This window comes from Bacillus bingmayongensis (assembly GCF_000299035.1).
In the GTDB taxonomy this organism is placed as follows: Bacteria; Bacillota; Bacilli; order Bacillales; family Bacillaceae_G; genus Bacillus_A; species Bacillus_A bingmayongensis.
In genome coordinates this window covers 1-15,624 of record NZ_AKCS01000046.1, presented here as the reverse complement: position 1 = coordinate 15,624, position 15,624 = coordinate 1, and the positions used below count along the sequence as shown (strand labels likewise).

The following is a 15,624-nucleotide window of genomic DNA, read 5'->3' as shown; positions in this document are numbered from 1 at the left end:
GGGAAGAGTTCCCCAGTGGGTTTGGGCAAAGCCCAAGGTTTGTTTTTGCCATGCTAAGCATGGCTCGGCAACGCCGAAAAGCGTCGCAGACCCCTATCGATTTTGATGCGTCAGCGTCAAAATACGTATAGGGTTACGTTAATTGACTCCATTTCGTCGCTTTGCTAGACTTATGGTATCAATTATTCTAGGGAGAGTGGTGGCATTTTATGTTGTTCTCTATCTCATTTAATCAATCTTACCAAAGTTCATTGAGCCATAATAACAGGGAAAATATTCATGGAAACCCTGGCATCGATCCAGCCAGGCTAGACCAGAATATTTACTTTATAAAAAAAGACATTCGAAGTGTATACGAGGATGTCTTTCAAGAAGCGGTGGACAAGTACAATGAAAAACAAAAACGGAATGACCGCAAAATTAAGGATTACTATGACAAAATAAGAAAAGATACAAAGACGCATGAGCAACGAGAACTTGTTGTAGCGATTGGGGAAGGCAAAGACGACCCAAAGTATAGGGAAGCCAAAAAGGAAGCGTTAAAACAGTATGCTGAAGCGTTTCAAGAGAGAAATCCAAATCTAGCAGTTTATAACATGGTTTTACATGATGATGAAGCAAATCCGCATTTACATATTAACTATGTACCGAATTTCGAAAGTAGTCGAGGATTAACGAGGCGTGTCGGAATGGATAGAGCCTTGCAACAACAAGGCGTAAAAGGAAAAGGGACGGAGTTAATTGCAAATTGGAGACAATCAGAAACGGCTTATATTGAATCTTTGGCTAAAGAACAAATTCCAGAATTTGAACGAGCGAATGTAGGTTCACATAAGTACATGAAAGTCCGTCAATACAAGGAATATGCTGAAATGAAATCAACCGTTGAGAATCAAATATATGAAAAAGAAATGCAGTTAGAAGTTTTTGACCATCATATGAAACATGCTGAAGAAAAAGTAAATGAATTACAGATGGTGAAAATACATGTAGTTGATAAATACAAAGAGTTAGAAGCAGTGGAACAACAAGTAAAAAGTGAAAGTGAAAAGTTACAGCTGATTGGTCAGCGATATATAGAGTTAGAAAAAAAGGTGAAACAACAGCAAAAAGAATTGGATAGTGCTACGAATCAAGTACCAAATGAACCTGTTAAAATTCCATTTTTGCGTAAAGAAGTAGTAACAGAAGTACAGGATAAAATGTTTGGAAAAGCTGAAATCACGAAGAAACAGACAAGAAATTATGTGTTATCACCAGAACAATATCAAGAATTAACAAAACAAGTGAATGCAGCGGTTACAATAAAAAAAGATTATGAACGTTTAAGAAAAACAGATTTTGTGCAAGAAAATGAGGAATTGAATCATCAGGTTGATAGTTTGTATGATTCTTTTAAAGAATCTCAAAAGGTAAATCTAGAGTTGCAAAAGAAAAATAGCAAATTAAACACTGAAATAAGCTCGTTAAAAGCTCATATAAAGGATTTACAGACAAATATAAGGGTTTTATATCAACAAACGAAAAAAGTTTTTAAAGAGCAATTTAAAGCGTTTAGAGGGCTTGTTAAAAAAGAATTGGATGGTAAAGGCGTAGATAATCATTTTGAATGTGAACATAAGAAAGAAATGCGGAGATATCAAGGTTTTGATATGGAAAGATAGACGTGATAAGATTTTCAACAGATGGAAACCTTTAGCAATGCATTTCATGTTATTATAAAGAAAGACGTATAAATGAAAAAAACCGCCCCAGCTTTGGACGGCAAGGCGGTTTTTCATAATAAGGTTGGAATCAACCACTATATAATATTCTATATACATTCTAACATATAAAAGTTGATTCCTTCCACTAAGGGAGAGAATTATTTTATGAAAAAAGTTGTAGATTTTGGACAAGCTGAAAAGAAAGCTAGATCAAGAGAAAATCAAATTGAAAGCTTTTTAGAACAAGCAAATGTAGGTTTATCTTCTGAACAACAGCAATTGTTGCTGCAAATTTTACATAGTACAACTGGTGAAGATTATTTTATAGGTAAAAAGAAAAAACGAACTGATGGGGTGAAGTTCGTGCAATTAATTATGGATAACATAAATTATTTAAATAAAATTGGTTACTTACAACCTAAAGAAGAAGCATTTTTATTTAAGCTTACTCCTTACATTGAATTTAAGACAAATGTAATAATAGAAAGAGTAGATAATGAATTAGAGGTTGAAACAAATGCAGCAACTCCTAGTTATTTAGCTGAACAATTTGGAAATACTAGAGAATATATTTCTAGGATTATGAACTCCTTATTAAAGAAAGGTATACTTGGTGTTGCTGAATCTGGAATGACTACTGATGACGGAAGAATTTGTTCTTCTAGAACATGGTTTGTGAATCCTAATGTTATGTGTTGTTCTCCTAAAGATGGTGTAGATAAGGCAACTCAACATATTTTTAAAAGATCTCTTCGTAATTTTAAAATTAAAGATAGCAGTAAAAAACATAAATTACCAGTTTATTTATTTTAAAAAAGCCTGACTTTTAGTCTTGCTTTTTTTTATTTTATCTTATTTCCCATTTTTTAGGTGTGATTATTTAGTCACACAGGTGTGATCAAATAATCACACCCTACTCCCTTTAAACCCTTGATATTATTGAGTTTTTGTATTTTTCCTTTCTCACTCTATATATAGCTAAAAGTTCCGCAAGGAACGGGTAGTATTTTTGAGAAAAACACTCAAAAATCTCCACCCTCAACATCAAAAAGTCGGTTCGTTAATCCTCACCTAAAGGCTGTCGCCTTTTCTTTTTGATGTTGTTCTTGCAAAACTTTTTTCGGCTCGTCCGCTTTTTTCGCCAAGCCGACAGACAAAAAGCAAAGCAATGGTTCTCGACTTGGACAAGCAAGTATACGAGTCGAACCGCTTAGATCAATCGTTCAAAAATAGTTTCTATACGATATGTTGATACGTAATAAGTGGGGTTTCGCCCCCACACGACGAGCCAGCACTCTAGCCAAAAAGCAAATGTAAGACCCAAAGACAAGAACAAACTACAAAAAAGTCCTCCAGATTGTTTAACTGGGGGACTTTTTTGTTCACATAATTATTGTTATTGGAAGTTAGAAGCACAGTTTGTATTATGTTTAGGTAAATCTCAATTTTCATCAAGCATATAAAGTTCCTAAAATAAATCAAATATGATATTAGTTATGTAAGTTTCTAAGAATGCAGCAACGATAATTATAGGTAAAGTTAAAATAGCATAAATTTTTATTACTTCTAAAATCTTTTTACTAAGAGATACTCTTTCTTTATCCTTTTTGAACATAATTTTTAATTTGATTCTAATAAATTTATTTAATTCAAAAAGAATAGCCGCAAATAAACACAAAGCGAAAACTTCAACAAGGTAATGAGGGATGGATGAAATTATCATCACAAAACCTTTTTTAAAACCAATTTGTAACGCAATTCCAAAAGAAACCCCAAGAAGTGAAGTAGTTGAAATTATATGTATAACATATAAAAATTGTATTGGAATCAAGGCTAATATAAACATTTGTAAAGGCACGATAAAGCCATTATTAACAATGTATTCCCATGCCTTTTCTATACCTGTTGATTCCTTTACTTGATCTGGTATTCTATTTTCTAATCCTTTCAGTGTTTCTTTTAGATCTGGATTGATTATAAAAGTTATTATGGTTGCAATAATTGTTAGTGCTACCCCTAATATGAAAAAGTTAATAGCTCTTTTAAATACAACCTTATTAATTACATTTGAAATAACCCTCACCCCTTTTTCCAAATTTTACCATCTTAATGATGCGATGGTAAAGAAATTTTTTCTTGTATATCGTATACATGTAGGGTTAACATAACGCATCAAAAGAAGCCCTCAGTCGAAAGTGAGGTTTGCTCAATTTATGCAAAATAATTTAGGGTTTTTAAGAGAAAATAAGTATTTAACGGCTAGAGAGAAAAGTTTTTTTATTGATATAACACCATTAATTGCTTTTGATAGTAATTGTATTGTAGAGGATATTACAGCTAAGAACCCTGCTCCTATGAATATTTCACAAATTGCTGATTTTTTAGGGACTGATAGGTCAAATACAAGTAAAATCATTAATTCTCTTAAAAGAAAAGGTCTTTTGTTTAAAGGAGAATCAGGTTTAGAAGGAAATAATGCTAAAGCATATGCAATATTTATAAATCCACACATTATCTATGCAGGGGATAAAGATAATATAAATAAAGCTTTACAGATAATGTTTCATAAAGCTATGAAAATGAAAATATTAAAAGATTTACCTGATAGATTATTTTAACTTACTAATCGTAGTTGTTTAACTTGACAACTACGATTTTTTGTTTTTGTTCGTACTTTTGTTCGTGGTAATTTAACCACACAACTGTGGGGATTTAACCACACACGAAAATCTCTAAAACCCTTGATATATCAGCCTTTTTAGCACTTTTAAAAGTCTCTCTCTTCTCACTCTATATATAGGAGCTTTTCTCCATACAAGGAACGGAGAGTATTTTTTGAGAACTTCACTCAAAAAATCTTCCTCCTTTCTCCTTGCATTCCGAAATTCGGCCGGTTTTTAGCTTTCGCCAAGCCGAACAGACCAAAAACAAGGTTAAGTTGCTCGACTTGGACTAGCAATTGTACCCGCCGAACCGCCAGTTCTATCGTTCTAAGCAACAAGCTTACTCCATATTCAGTTACGTTAAGTTCCAGGGGGGGCTAGCCCCCCTGACCCCCAGCCAGCACTCACACCCAAAAACAAGGGGAAACATCAAAAGGTCAGGAATTTTATACATAAAGGGAAGCCCTAATTAATAATAATTAAGGGGTACGGAAATGATTCGGGGAATGAGAGTAACACTTGAATTCCTTATGAATTAAGCCTATTTTTCTTTTTTTAGGATAGGAAAAGATATTCATCTAGGAGGGATTTTCTTGAAGAAAATAGTTGTTACATTACTGGCTTTTGTCTTGGCGATTATTCCTATTACTGCTTTTGCTGATACGACATCAACCTCAGTTTCAAAACAAACGCTTTCAACAGAGAATATGGTTCAATTAAAAGACTTGCCTGTTATGATTGATGGTGTTAAATATGCACAAGATGATTCGCATGTAAAGAATGTAACTCAGTTTGTTTTCGATGACGTTGCAAAAGCAGAAGGAGTAGTCTATGGGTTTACAAATCAAGACCGTTTAAATGCTCATTTGCAGAGTGCTGTTGTTGAGCGTAAAAAGGATACTAAAAACAATATGATTACAGCCCAAGCTGTTTATTATAATTCGTATTTTTATGAACATTCTAATTACGGAGGGAATTCCTTTGGAGCTTCCGGTAATATTAGCTGGGTCGGTTCATATTGGAATGATAAAATTTCTTCGTTGAAAGCGGGTTACAATCATAACTGGACAGTTATGTGTTGGGATATTAACTACGGAGGAGCAAGATTTTGGGTACAATCCGGTATCAATGTCAACTATGTCGGATCAACTTGGAACGATAAGGCGTCTTCCATCTTCTTTACTAATTAGATTGAAGAAATAACCATATTTTTTGTGAGAATCTTGCTTATGCAGGATTCTTTTTTGTTGTTTGTTTCAGGGGTACCGTCAATATTTTGGAAAAACCCCACACTAAGTAAAAAAATACAATAAGCTGTCTATATAGACAGCTCATTTACATAATTATCGTTATCAGAAGTTATCCATGTTATAAAGAGTCGATATAATTTTTAGCTTCAAGTAATGATAATCCTAAAACTTCTCGTGCCTTCTTAATAGCTTCAATTTTTTCTCCATCTCTAACTAATTGGCGAAGTTCTTCGTTGACTTCATGCTCTGGGATACCTATTTGTTTAGCAACCTGTTCTAATCTATTTTCTATTCGTTCTAGTCTTCTATTAACTCGGTTTATCTTTCGGTTTATACCATCAATAGAGATCATACCTACAATAATTAGAATTGCTAAAAACCAAGAATTCATATTGTCCTCCTTCAGAAAACGTAAGTTTCTGTTGTCTCTTTACAAAAAAGAGCAAACTCCTCCCTACATGGGAGAGGAGCTAGTTTTTGAATAATTGCTTGGTAGCACTTAATCCCATAATAATTCCTCCGCCAATCCCAACTATGATGGCAAGGTTGCTCCATTGAGAAACATAGATTCCACCAAGAAATAAAAGCAACCCAATCAGCAAGAGCTTGATGTCAAATAAACTTCTAATACTCATGACTTCCCCCTTATACACAATGTTATTTAACCAAATTATACCATTCAGAAAGAGCGATGTATTGTTTTTTGGGGTTGTATATTCTATACATGCTCGGTTAACATAACGCATCATTATCGGGATTCAATGTATTTAGAAGACTATTAAAAGCCCTTCAAATTATTTAACTGGAAGACTTTCGTGTTCACATAATTTCTCGTTATTGGAAGTTAATTATTCACCGATATAAAACAGACTTTGTGCAATACTCGTAAAAAACTCTGGTTCTTGTATAGGGGAATCTTTTTCTATCTCTAAGTATGTTTTAAACAATTCTGATGTCTTCATTTTCCACCTTGCTACTTCTTTACCTTGATAATAAAATTTTGCCCAATCCATTGGTACTTTCTTTACTATGAGTTCACAAGAATGAGATTTAATAAGAAGCTCAGGAGATATAACTTGCCATGAAATATAACTTACTTCATATTTTTCACTCGTCAGACAGTTAATAACTTTATACGTAGGCTTTCCTAACCATTTGGTATTCTTTATGCACTGATAAACTATATCTTTATCGTTGGAATAGACATCAATTTGAACGTTCCAATCAATATTCCATACATAGGTTGCCATTCTTGTTAATATATTTTTGTAATTCCTTTTAAATGTGAATACTTTATTTCCAGCTTCATCTATAACATCGACCGATTTAGTAGAATCCTTTACTTTAGGGGGTAAGTATGTATATTTCCTCATTTTAATACTTCTCCTTTATTTTAACTAAAATAATACGGTTTTCATTGTTCTTTTGTTTATTTTTGTAGTCGTGATTTATCAGAAAAGCCCTTCTTTTTTCCCTTTATTGTATCATTTAGAACAATTAATTTGTTGCAAAAAAATGGATGTATATTATATTCATGCGTGGTTAACATAACGTCCTATTATCGTCACAGCACTTTTGACTATTCCAATAAAAAAATAATCATTTACACTTTAGAAGAAAATTTGTATTATGTGATTGTTAAAAAATGGAATTCAAGGAGCTGTTAAAATGAAAAAAAGAATTCTTATTCCGATAATGAGTATAGGGTTTTTAGTTTTTAGTGCATTTCATAGTCCTGTGCAGAATACAGTTTCCGCTCAAATTAACAATGAAAAATCATCCATAAATGAAAGTGAGTTTTGGCTTTATGATGGGGATGCCATAAGATACTACCCTTATTTTAATACTTTTATTGGGATTGCTGATGTAAGTTCATCTAATGAACAAGAACCAAGTCGTGTAGTATTTGAGTTTTATAATTTAATAGGTGATCTATCATATGTAACAAGCGCCACTATCCCTAATCATAAGCATTCAGCTTTCCAACCATTTTCAGCCCCTATAAATTCTCTAGAAGAAGCTACCTATTCCGTAAAGGTCAAAGTTATAAATGCAAAGGTAGATCCAAATAAAGTTAAATTTGCTCATATAGAATAATACGTGTGTGTACATGTACACAGAAGGAGCTTCTATTTATTAGAAGCTCCTTCTATTTATCTAACATGTTCTGTAACTTACTTTGCGTTTTAGGTTACGATTACTCTCTCTATCCCTAAAAAATGGGTACAAATGGCGATGAATAAAAATCCATGTAAGGTTAACATAACGTATGATTATGGGAAGCAAGAAAAAAGCGGATCCCTACTCTCACAAGGAATCCACTTTTTCTTTTTCTATAACTCTATTCATTTTTTATACATTCCTATCTTGGCGTGGGTTTTAGGTTACTGGATTAGCCGAAAAACTGTATAAAATCTTGCATGCTCTTAGCGTGGATTTTTTCCAAAATGCTGGTGGTACCCCTAAAAGAAAAGGAACCTAATAATAGGTTCCTTTTTTTATTTTAGGAGATTTCAATATAAGTGCAAAACAAGTGTCCAACGCTTGTCCCACACTATAATATATGCTTTCCTATTCAAAATAGTGCAATGAATTTTATTAAATCTAATCTAATTTTTCTTATTTCAAAATGAGAAAAATAACTATTATACAAGCCTGCACACAAATAGATATATTAAATATCATATTAAAGTAGATGTGAAAACACTCAAAAAATAAAATAATGGAGGTTTTTTAATTGAGTGAACAAGAATACAAACACGATCATAACAAGGATTGTAAGGTTAAATCAGAAACACAAACTCCGTTCAGTGATACTGAAGCAACGCCAGTTCTTACAAACAATCCAATAATTAAAATTCCAGTTGTATTAGCAGAAAGAACGCTTCAAATTGTAGTAGAGGCAAATATTCCACTTTGTCCACCAGCAGTAGAAATTAAAAGAGTCTTAAAAGATGTATTTTTACAACAATGTAAACTAGTACCTGTTGAATATGAAAAAATTAATAAAACAGGATTTTTACGAGTAACAAGAGCAAAATTGTTTGTAGAAGGTTTCATTCGTAAAAATATTGAATATGCTTCTAAAGACTGCAATGGCGTGATTCATGATAAAATTGCAAAGGTTCGATTCTCTGGTTTTGCTGATTTAACTGAAGAGGACTTTCTTTCTTTCCCAATTATAGCTTTTTCTTCGGAAAATAAAGCTCGTTTCATTAATCCAAAAAACACTGATATTCCTCGTCTAGACAAATTCTTCTTTGAAAATAATGTTGTCTATAATGAACAACCATTTTGTGAATTAATTAGTGCAGAATTTTATGAGCTTGATTTTTCACCATGTGATGATGATCATGATAAACATCATGAAGACTCATGTGATAAAAAACATCATGTAAAAGAATTTGACAAATTACGTGAAAAAATCGTTCTTGATCTTACTTTGAAAGTATTACAAACTCAACAAGTAAGAGTTGGATCAACTGGACAAGCTGGCTGCTAATTAAAAATTCTCATTAATATTCTTGTTTCTTAAGATATAAAAAAGGCACTCAAATGAGTACCTTTTTTATTTATCTAACCATGTTATAGGAATTTTTTTCTCTTCTAATATTTCAAACTTAATCTCTCCATTTTCATAATATACCCGCTTGATAATTGGTATAGTTTTCATTTCATTTTCTTTTTCACTTTTATAATGATTTTTTGTTTCAATATGAATAATATTCATCAGACATACCTCCTTTTTATTCACAACAAAACAAAGAACATTTTTTCTCACAATTGTAAATGTATTCTCAGATTTCCCTTTTATTCTTCTAACTTTGTCTGAAAAAGGATTCCAACTAAAAACCGGAAAAATCTGCATTAATTCTGTATTCAAAACTCGTTGTGCAGTAATAATAACACCCTTAAAAGTTACTCCATAAACAAAAAAAAACTAGATCCATACTAGTTTTTACATAAGTCAGTTTATCGGAAGTAAATACATATAATTTACTTAATTAACATTGGTACCTGTTATTCAAATAATAATCAAAAGAAAAGCTAGTGCCTCCGACGGGATTCGAACCCGCACTCCTTTCGTAAGCATAAGCTAAGGGGAACACGCTTCCCTACGGAATTTCACCGACAGGAGTTTCACCTGTCTCAGCTCATTTGCTTTTCGGTGCTTCTGAAACCTTTGCTTTGCGACCCGGTTCTACAATGTTTTCCGGCGCTCTTCCCTTCTAAAGCTACGGAGACATTTTTAAAATTATATGTTGAATATAAAAAGGTTATCAACTGTTAGTTCACATAATCCTACTTATCTTTTTTGGATAAGAAGTTAGTTTTTTCGTTTTGGGGGTATCTTCCCATTTCAATTCACTCCTTAATTAATCAAATTTCAAAAGATTATTTCCAAAACTCATACCATTTCTTATCTTTACTTGCTGCAATCATCTTCTTAACTTCCTGGACTTCTTTTATTGTTTGCATAAGTATTTCATCACGGCCCTGGTTCTTCGCCATGTCTTCGCTAATATTCGTCGCTATAAGTGCCTGGGATTTCTGTGTCGTTTGTATAGCGCTCAATAACTCTGATTCTCTTTGTATAAATCGCTGGTCTTGCTCGGTTAGTCGTTTGGTTAATTCCTGAAGCAACTCATTTTGTTTTTCAATGATTTCTTTTTGATCTTGAATCATCGTCTGTAGCGTTGTAGCGTTGAAATCCGGCTCTTCATAGCGCTCAACTTTATATTGATCTAATGGCAATACCTCAACACCTTGATGCCATGATACAATTTGCTTTGTCGCATTCTCTAGTGTCATATCTGTATCGTTCTTTAAGTTTATAACCTTACGGAATACCATTACATCACTTTCTCTATACTTCCTATGCCCACGCTCGTTTCTTATGAAAGTGTAACCCTCCTTTTCTAACACGTCTGCATACTTACGTAATGTAGATGATTGGATACCTAATTGCTCCGCCACGTCACTAGGACTATAAAACATCTTCATAGCGTTTCACCTCAAAAATATATTCGCTATAGCAATGATATACCCTTTTTCCTAATAATTCACGTATCACTTGTTTTTATTCTTAACTTCCATAATCTTCACATCAGTAATGTATTTAGTTCGTATTACAGCCCCGAGCTTAGAGACACATATCTATTTTAAAATCAGATATTCATTACTTCTCGACACCAACATCAAAATCTTTTTTCTATATACAAGATTTTATGCAAAAAAAGAATAGCGAGGACCCCTAGAATCCTTGCTATATCAATAATGTATAAAATTGTGCATAGAAAAATAAAGCAAGGACAAGAGGGAATCCTTGTTTTAAAGCGGATTCCACCTTGTCCTTGCTACCGATAATTGTGCGTTATGTTAACCTAGCATGTATAGGGTATTCATAAACGATCTCAAACATTATACTCTTATTTATCTTTTTTATTAGACTCTTGAATTTGAAGTAATTCAACAAAAACACTTAGCATGTCCTGTATTTGAATTCGATTGTCAACAAAATGTTGCAAATTAAATCCATTAAAAAGAGCCATTCCTGCTGTTGCTAAAGTTCTCGCATCTAATGAACTTCCAACAATACCTTCATTTTTCATTTCTTGAATAAAATGTGTAGTAAACATCCTCCATTCTTCCATCTGAAGAGTAAGTATTTCTTTTATCTGTGGTAATTCATTGGAAATCATACATCCTTGAAGAAGCATAGGGGAAGACCCTTTTTCATAAGCCTCATTCAACAAACGCATGCTATGTTTTTTAAATTTATTTAGTAAATCTCGATCTTTTTCATTAAGAGCTTCTTTTAAATCTTCAAAATAGAAATCAATACCTTCTTTTATCAACTTTAGTAAAAACTCCTCTTTGTTAGAAAAATGAGAATAGAAAGCACCTTTAGAATAACCAGCGTGTTTTACAATCTGATCAACGCTTGTACTAGAATAGCCTTGCTTAGAAAATAATTCAATTCCTGATTGCATTAATTTGTTAATTGTATCTTCTGATTGTTTCTGATGATAATTCACTATAGGAGCCCCCTTTTTTAAAGAAACTGAATATTTAATTAATCCTAACACATTACTCAGCATATAATAAATTAATACCGACTAGTTGGTATTTAAAAATAACATTTACAAAGAAGATGATTAAATGACACTATCTCAAGGAATTATAAACCATTTTTAGGAAGGTGATGTTAAGTATAGGCTGGAAATAAGTTATAGCAAGACCTCTATAATATAAAAAAGGAGAGTTGTTTAAAAATGAGAAAAAGAAATTTTAAATTAGTTACTTGTTTTTTAATAAGTTTATTATTTTTATCTCCTTATTACAGTGAAAAAACTCATGCTGAAGAAAAAAAAACACCTGTACAAAAATCATCTGCACAAAAAATAAAAGATAATTTCGAAACCTATGATCCTCATAATATGAAGACTTTAGATTTAAATAAAGAAACTATCAATGATGAAGTAGGAATAACAATAGAATCAAATCCTGAAAAAGGAATAGTATTAAAAAATAAAGAAGATAATATTCAAGATATTCAAATAAGTATACCTTATAAAAATGAATTAGAACCAGGCGAAGTTGTAGATAATACTATGATTTATTCTAATAAAAATATTCCTGTATCCTTAGGAGTTCAAGTAGTAGATGGTGGTTTGCGACAATTAATTTCAATAGAGTCAATGGATGCCCCTAAAGAATATGAATTTCAAATAAATACTTCTGAATTATCAAAATTAGTTTTAAATAAAGATGGTAGTGCATCACTTTTAAATGAAAATGGAGAAGTTATACTTGCAATAGCTAAACCATGGGCAGTAGATGCTAATAATACTGAAATACCAACTTATTATGAAATTAAAGATAATAAATTAATTCAACATGTAAATTTTGAAAAAGCACAGCTCCCAGTAATTGCTGATCCATTGTTTTGTTCAAAATTTATATCTAAAGGAGAATGGATTACCAGAGGTACAGGAAAATACAAATTATCTTTGAGTCTTACACCTACTCATTGTGGAAGATTAACATCTTTTACGTATAGAACTGATTCATTCAATGAAGTTAAAAGAAAATTTTCCTCTAGTAAAAATTGGTCAAATACAGAAGGGATGAAAGATCAATTCCTTTGTCATGCTGATGCTGCTCCACCATATATAAAAGATAAATGGAATTTAGAACCTAAAAGACCAAATGTTGGTTATTGGGCTACAGTAAAAGCTTTTTGTAATCCATCATAAGGAGGAAAAAGATTTGGTATTTTTAGCATTAATAATTCCATACTTAGTAATAATAATAATTTATTTTACAAAAGCAAGAAAAAATGAAGCTATGAATTTTAATATTATATTATCTGTAACTTGTATGATAGTAAGTTTAATATCTATTTATAATTCTGCTATATATGCTGATGAACAAGGTATAGGCGGTCGAATTGAATTAAGTTCTATCGCTTTAATAATTGTAAGTATTTTACTATTAGCTAAGTCTTATTTTAATTTAGTAAAAAAAACAAAATAATTTAATTTAAACTGTAAAATAGAACATGAGATATAAAAAAAGGATCTTTAAGTCGAAGATCCTTTTTCAATACTGATAATGTTGCGTTATGTTAACTGATTTTGTATAGGATATTCATAAATCTAGCACTTCTCAAAGGACTTATTCTTTTCTAATTTCCTAAGTTAATCAGTGATGGTAGCCTTTTATGTACTAGTAAGGAATACTAATATATACTTAAATAGTTTGTTTAGATAGATTTTATCTAAATAATTAATGGAGGATTGATATAGAAATGGAAAACTTTCCAATAATCCGTATGAGAAGAAATCGAAAGGACGATTGGAATCGTCGTTTAATTGCCCAGCATGAATTAACAGTTAATGATTTAATTTGGCCAATATTTGTAAAAGAAGAGGCAGGAGTAGAAGAAATTAATTCTATGCCAGGTCAATTTCGAGTCGGTTTAGATTGTTTAGTTCAACATGTAAAAGAAGCTGTAGAATTAGGGATTCCAGCAATTGCTTTATTTCCAGTTATTCCAGACAGTAAAAAAGATTCAATTGGAACTGAGGCGTTAAATTCGAATAATATAATCTGCCAGGCAGCAAAACTACTTAAGGAAGCATACCCAAATGTCGGTTTAATTGGGGATGTAGCTTTAGATCCTTATACAGATCACGGTCATGATGGAATACTTGTTAATGGTTATGTTGATAATGACGAAAGTGTTCGTGTGTTGGTTCAACAGGCATTAATATTAGCAAAGTCTGGAATAGATGTTGTTGCTCCATCTGATATGATGGATGGTCGCATATTTGCCATTCGAACTGCCTTAGATAAAGAAAATTTACACAACACTAGAATAATGTCGTATGCAGCAAAATATGCCTCTAGCTATTATGGTCCTTTCCGTGATGCCTTAAATTCAAGTGAGAGACTTAAAGGGGATAAAAAAACGTATCAAATGGATCCTGCAAACTCGGACGAGGCTTTACGTGAAGTAGAACTAGATATAAAAGAAGGCGCTGATATGATAATGATAAAACCAGGCCTACCTTACTTAGATATTGTTCAACGTGTAAAAACTAAGTTTTCTGTTCCTACTTTTGCTTATCAAGTGAGCGGAGAATATTCTATGATGATGGCGTCTTTTGAAAAAGGTTGGCTAAATCCAGATGAAGTGATTATAGAGACTTTACTTGCATTTAAGCGTGGAGGGTGTGATGGTATTCTCACTTATTTTGCAGTAGATGCTGCCCGTAAAATACAAAGTAAAGAGTAGTGTAAAAAAAGCACCTAGTATTATGATTAGGTGCTTTTTTTACACCTAATATATGGTTTAAATTTAACTTCCGCTTTCGAGAATTATGTGAACACAAAAGTCCCCCAGTTAAACAATCTGGGGACTTTTAATGGGCTTTTAAATACATTGAATCCCGATAATGATACGTTATGTCAACTTAACATGTATAGAATATATATCTAAAAATCCTAACAAATCGTTTCTTCTTAATGGTACAATTAGGAATAGGAGGGAAATATATCATGTTAAGAGTGAAACCTAAATGTGTAAGTTGCGGAAAAAACATTCAAGGCGGGGAACTTATTTATGTAGAGCTACACTATCCTCATTATGCTGGCATGACTGAAATAAAGAAATGGCTTGATAACGAAGGCAAAATTCATTGTAAAGATTGTCACTCTAAACAGTAAAAGGATATGCTTGGAATCTCTCTCCGAATGAGGGGGTTACTATAGAGCAATCATTTCTTAAGGAGTGCATATGAAATCAAAAGATAAAAAAAAAAGAAATACAAGAGAAATATAGAGAGAAAGTACAACTAGCAAAAGAAAGTAAAAAGTACACCATAGAATCATGTATCGTTGTTACCATAATTGTTCTATTTGTGGTACTAAATTTAGTTTTTAAAAACTTTTAGCTAACTTTGCTTCTAATAACAAAAATTATGTAAAAAAAGCTAGTATGAATCTAGCTTTTTCTTTTTTAATTATAGGTATTTTAATTTCTTTATTCATCAGATTTTGAATGTATACTTTTGTTGAAAATTTTAGAGAAAATGTGTGATGTGAGATAAGATCAATAAAATCAATGAAATGAAAGTAAACTAATATTTAAAAGTTTACATTGGTGAAATTAGACATGAGTATCCTGTTTTTCGTTATAATCTAGTTAAAAAAGGATATTCCCTGTATTACAAGGGATACCCTTTTTACTAAACTATAATGAGGGTAAAGTGAAAGTGATTAATAGAGGTCGTTGCGTGTGTTGGTCAATCAAAACGGACCTAGCGAAGCGAAGGGAGTATTTGACTTGACCAACTAGACTACACCCGAACCCTCTTGGTACTGAACAAACGGCCGTTTGTTCCTGCCAACCGGCGAGGGAGCCCCTCAAGGATTGAGGGGTTGGGGAGTTCGATTGATGGGGTCTGGGGAAGAGTTCCCCAGTGGGTTTGGGCAAAG

16 protein-coding genes and 1 pseudogene are annotated in these 15,624 nt (G+C 32.3%); 10 read left to right on the top strand and 7 right to left on the bottom strand.

Annotated features, from left to right (window positions below):
- Positions 1 to 209: 209 nt before the first annotated feature.
- Both Y7E_RS0106300 and Y7E_RS0106295 read left to right on the top strand, forming a co-directional pair.
- A complete protein-coding gene (locus tag Y7E_RS0106300; protein WP_017150444.1) occupies positions 210 to 1,664 on the top strand; it encodes a plasmid recombination protein in 1,455 nt (484 codons plus the stop codon).
- 207 nt (positions 1,665 to 1,871) lie between these two features.
- Complete coding sequence (locus Y7E_RS0106295) at positions 1,872 to 2,519, top strand: hypothetical protein (RefSeq protein ID WP_017150443.1); 648 nt, start codon at positions 1,872 to 1,874, stop codon at positions 2,517 to 2,519.
- A gap of 655 nt (positions 2,520 to 3,174) precedes the next feature.
- Here the strand turns inward: Y7E_RS0106295 and Y7E_RS0106290 are convergent.
- On the bottom strand, positions 3,175 to 3,801 hold the full coding sequence (locus Y7E_RS0106290) for a stage II sporulation protein M (protein ID WP_017150442.1): 627 nt from the start codon (positions 3,799 to 3,801) through the stop codon (positions 3,175 to 3,177).
- Between the two features lie 79 nt (positions 3,802 to 3,880).
- Here Y7E_RS0106290 and Y7E_RS0106285 point away from each other — a divergent pair.
- A pseudogene (locus Y7E_RS0106285) lies at positions 3,881 to 4,324 on the top strand (MarR family transcriptional regulator); the annotation flags it as partial.
- A gap of 638 nt (positions 4,325 to 4,962) precedes the next feature.
- Complete coding sequence (locus tag Y7E_RS0106270; RefSeq protein WP_017150438.1) at positions 4,963 to 5,559, top strand: peptidase inhibitor family I36 protein; 597 nt, start codon at positions 4,963 to 4,965, stop codon at positions 5,557 to 5,559.
- A gap of 178 nt (positions 5,560 to 5,737) precedes the next feature.
- Here Y7E_RS0106270 and Y7E_RS0106265 read toward each other — a convergent pair whose 3' ends face one another.
- From Y7E_RS0106265 to Y7E_RS0106255, 3 genes are all read right to left on the bottom strand, one after another.
- Positions 5,738 to 6,010, bottom strand: a complete 273-nt coding sequence (locus tag Y7E_RS0106265; protein WP_017150437.1) for a hypothetical protein — start codon at positions 6,008 to 6,010, stop codon at positions 5,738 to 5,740.
- Between the two features lie 79 nt (positions 6,011 to 6,089).
- Positions 6,090 to 6,254 carry a hypothetical protein gene (locus tag Y7E_RS33570; RefSeq protein ID WP_017150436.1) on the bottom strand — a complete coding sequence of 55 codons (165 nt, stop codon included), beginning with the start codon at positions 6,252 to 6,254 and terminating at the stop codon, positions 6,090 to 6,092.
- 213 nt (positions 6,255 to 6,467) lie between these two features.
- A complete protein-coding gene (locus tag Y7E_RS0106255) occupies positions 6,468 to 6,992 on the bottom strand; it encodes a tubby C-terminal domain-like protein (RefSeq protein WP_017150435.1) in 525 nt (174 codons plus the stop codon).
- A gap of 295 nt (positions 6,993 to 7,287) precedes the next feature.
- Here Y7E_RS0106255 and Y7E_RS0106250 point away from each other — a divergent pair, with 295 nt between their 5' ends.
- Positions 7,288 to 7,716 carry a hypothetical protein gene (locus Y7E_RS0106250; protein ID WP_017150434.1) on the top strand — a complete coding sequence of 143 codons (429 nt, stop codon included), beginning with the start codon at positions 7,288 to 7,290 and terminating at the stop codon, positions 7,714 to 7,716.
- A 640-nt stretch (positions 7,717 to 8,356) separates the two neighbouring features.
- Positions 8,357 to 9,121 carry a CsxC family protein gene (locus Y7E_RS0106245; protein WP_017150433.1) on the top strand — a complete coding sequence of 255 codons (765 nt, stop codon included), beginning with the start codon at positions 8,357 to 8,359 and terminating at the stop codon, positions 9,119 to 9,121.
- Positions 9,122 to 9,187: 66 nt separating this feature from the next.
- On the opposite strand, the gene Y7E_RS33565 is transcribed toward Y7E_RS0106245, so the two are convergent.
- From Y7E_RS33565 to Y7E_RS31455, 3 genes are all read right to left on the bottom strand, one after another.
- The gene (locus Y7E_RS33565; protein ID WP_017150432.1) at positions 9,188 to 9,349 is read right to left on the bottom strand and encodes a hypothetical protein; all 162 of its coding nucleotides are present in this window, start codon (positions 9,347 to 9,349) and stop codon (positions 9,188 to 9,190) included.
- A 665-nt stretch (positions 9,350 to 10,014) separates the two neighbouring features.
- On the bottom strand, positions 10,015 to 10,623 hold the full coding sequence (locus tag Y7E_RS0106235) for a DUF3967 domain-containing protein (protein ID WP_017150431.1): 609 nt from the start codon (positions 10,621 to 10,623) through the stop codon (positions 10,015 to 10,017).
- 425 nt (positions 10,624 to 11,048) lie between these two features.
- Positions 11,049 to 11,657 (bottom strand): TetR/AcrR family transcriptional regulator, encoded by a 609-nt coding sequence (locus tag Y7E_RS31455; RefSeq protein WP_017150430.1) that lies wholly within the window; start codon positions 11,655 to 11,657, stop codon positions 11,049 to 11,051.
- 237 nt (positions 11,658 to 11,894) lie between these two features.
- Between Y7E_RS31455 and Y7E_RS30740 the strand changes: the two genes are divergently transcribed.
- The 4 genes from Y7E_RS30740 (at position 11,895) to Y7E_RS0106210 (ending at position 14,853) form a co-directional block, all read left to right on the top strand.
- Positions 11,895 to 12,878, top strand: a complete 984-nt coding sequence (locus Y7E_RS30740) for a DUF2599 domain-containing protein (protein WP_017150429.1) — start codon at positions 11,895 to 11,897, stop codon at positions 12,876 to 12,878.
- A 13-nt stretch (positions 12,879 to 12,891) separates the two neighbouring features.
- Positions 12,892 to 13,158 (top strand): hypothetical protein, encoded by a 267-nt coding sequence (locus Y7E_RS0106220; protein WP_017150428.1) that lies wholly within the window; start codon positions 12,892 to 12,894, stop codon positions 13,156 to 13,158.
- Positions 13,159 to 13,432: 274 nt separating this feature from the next.
- The gene (hemB, locus tag Y7E_RS0106215; protein ID WP_017150427.1) at positions 13,433 to 14,422 is read left to right on the top strand and encodes a porphobilinogen synthase; all 990 of its coding nucleotides are present in this window, start codon (positions 13,433 to 13,435) and stop codon (positions 14,420 to 14,422) included.
- Positions 14,423 to 14,685: 263 nt separating this feature from the next.
- The gene (locus Y7E_RS0106210) at positions 14,686 to 14,853 is read left to right on the top strand and encodes a hypothetical protein (protein ID WP_017150426.1); all 168 of its coding nucleotides are present in this window, start codon (positions 14,686 to 14,688) and stop codon (positions 14,851 to 14,853) included.
- Positions 14,854 to 15,624 lie beyond the last annotated feature (771 nt).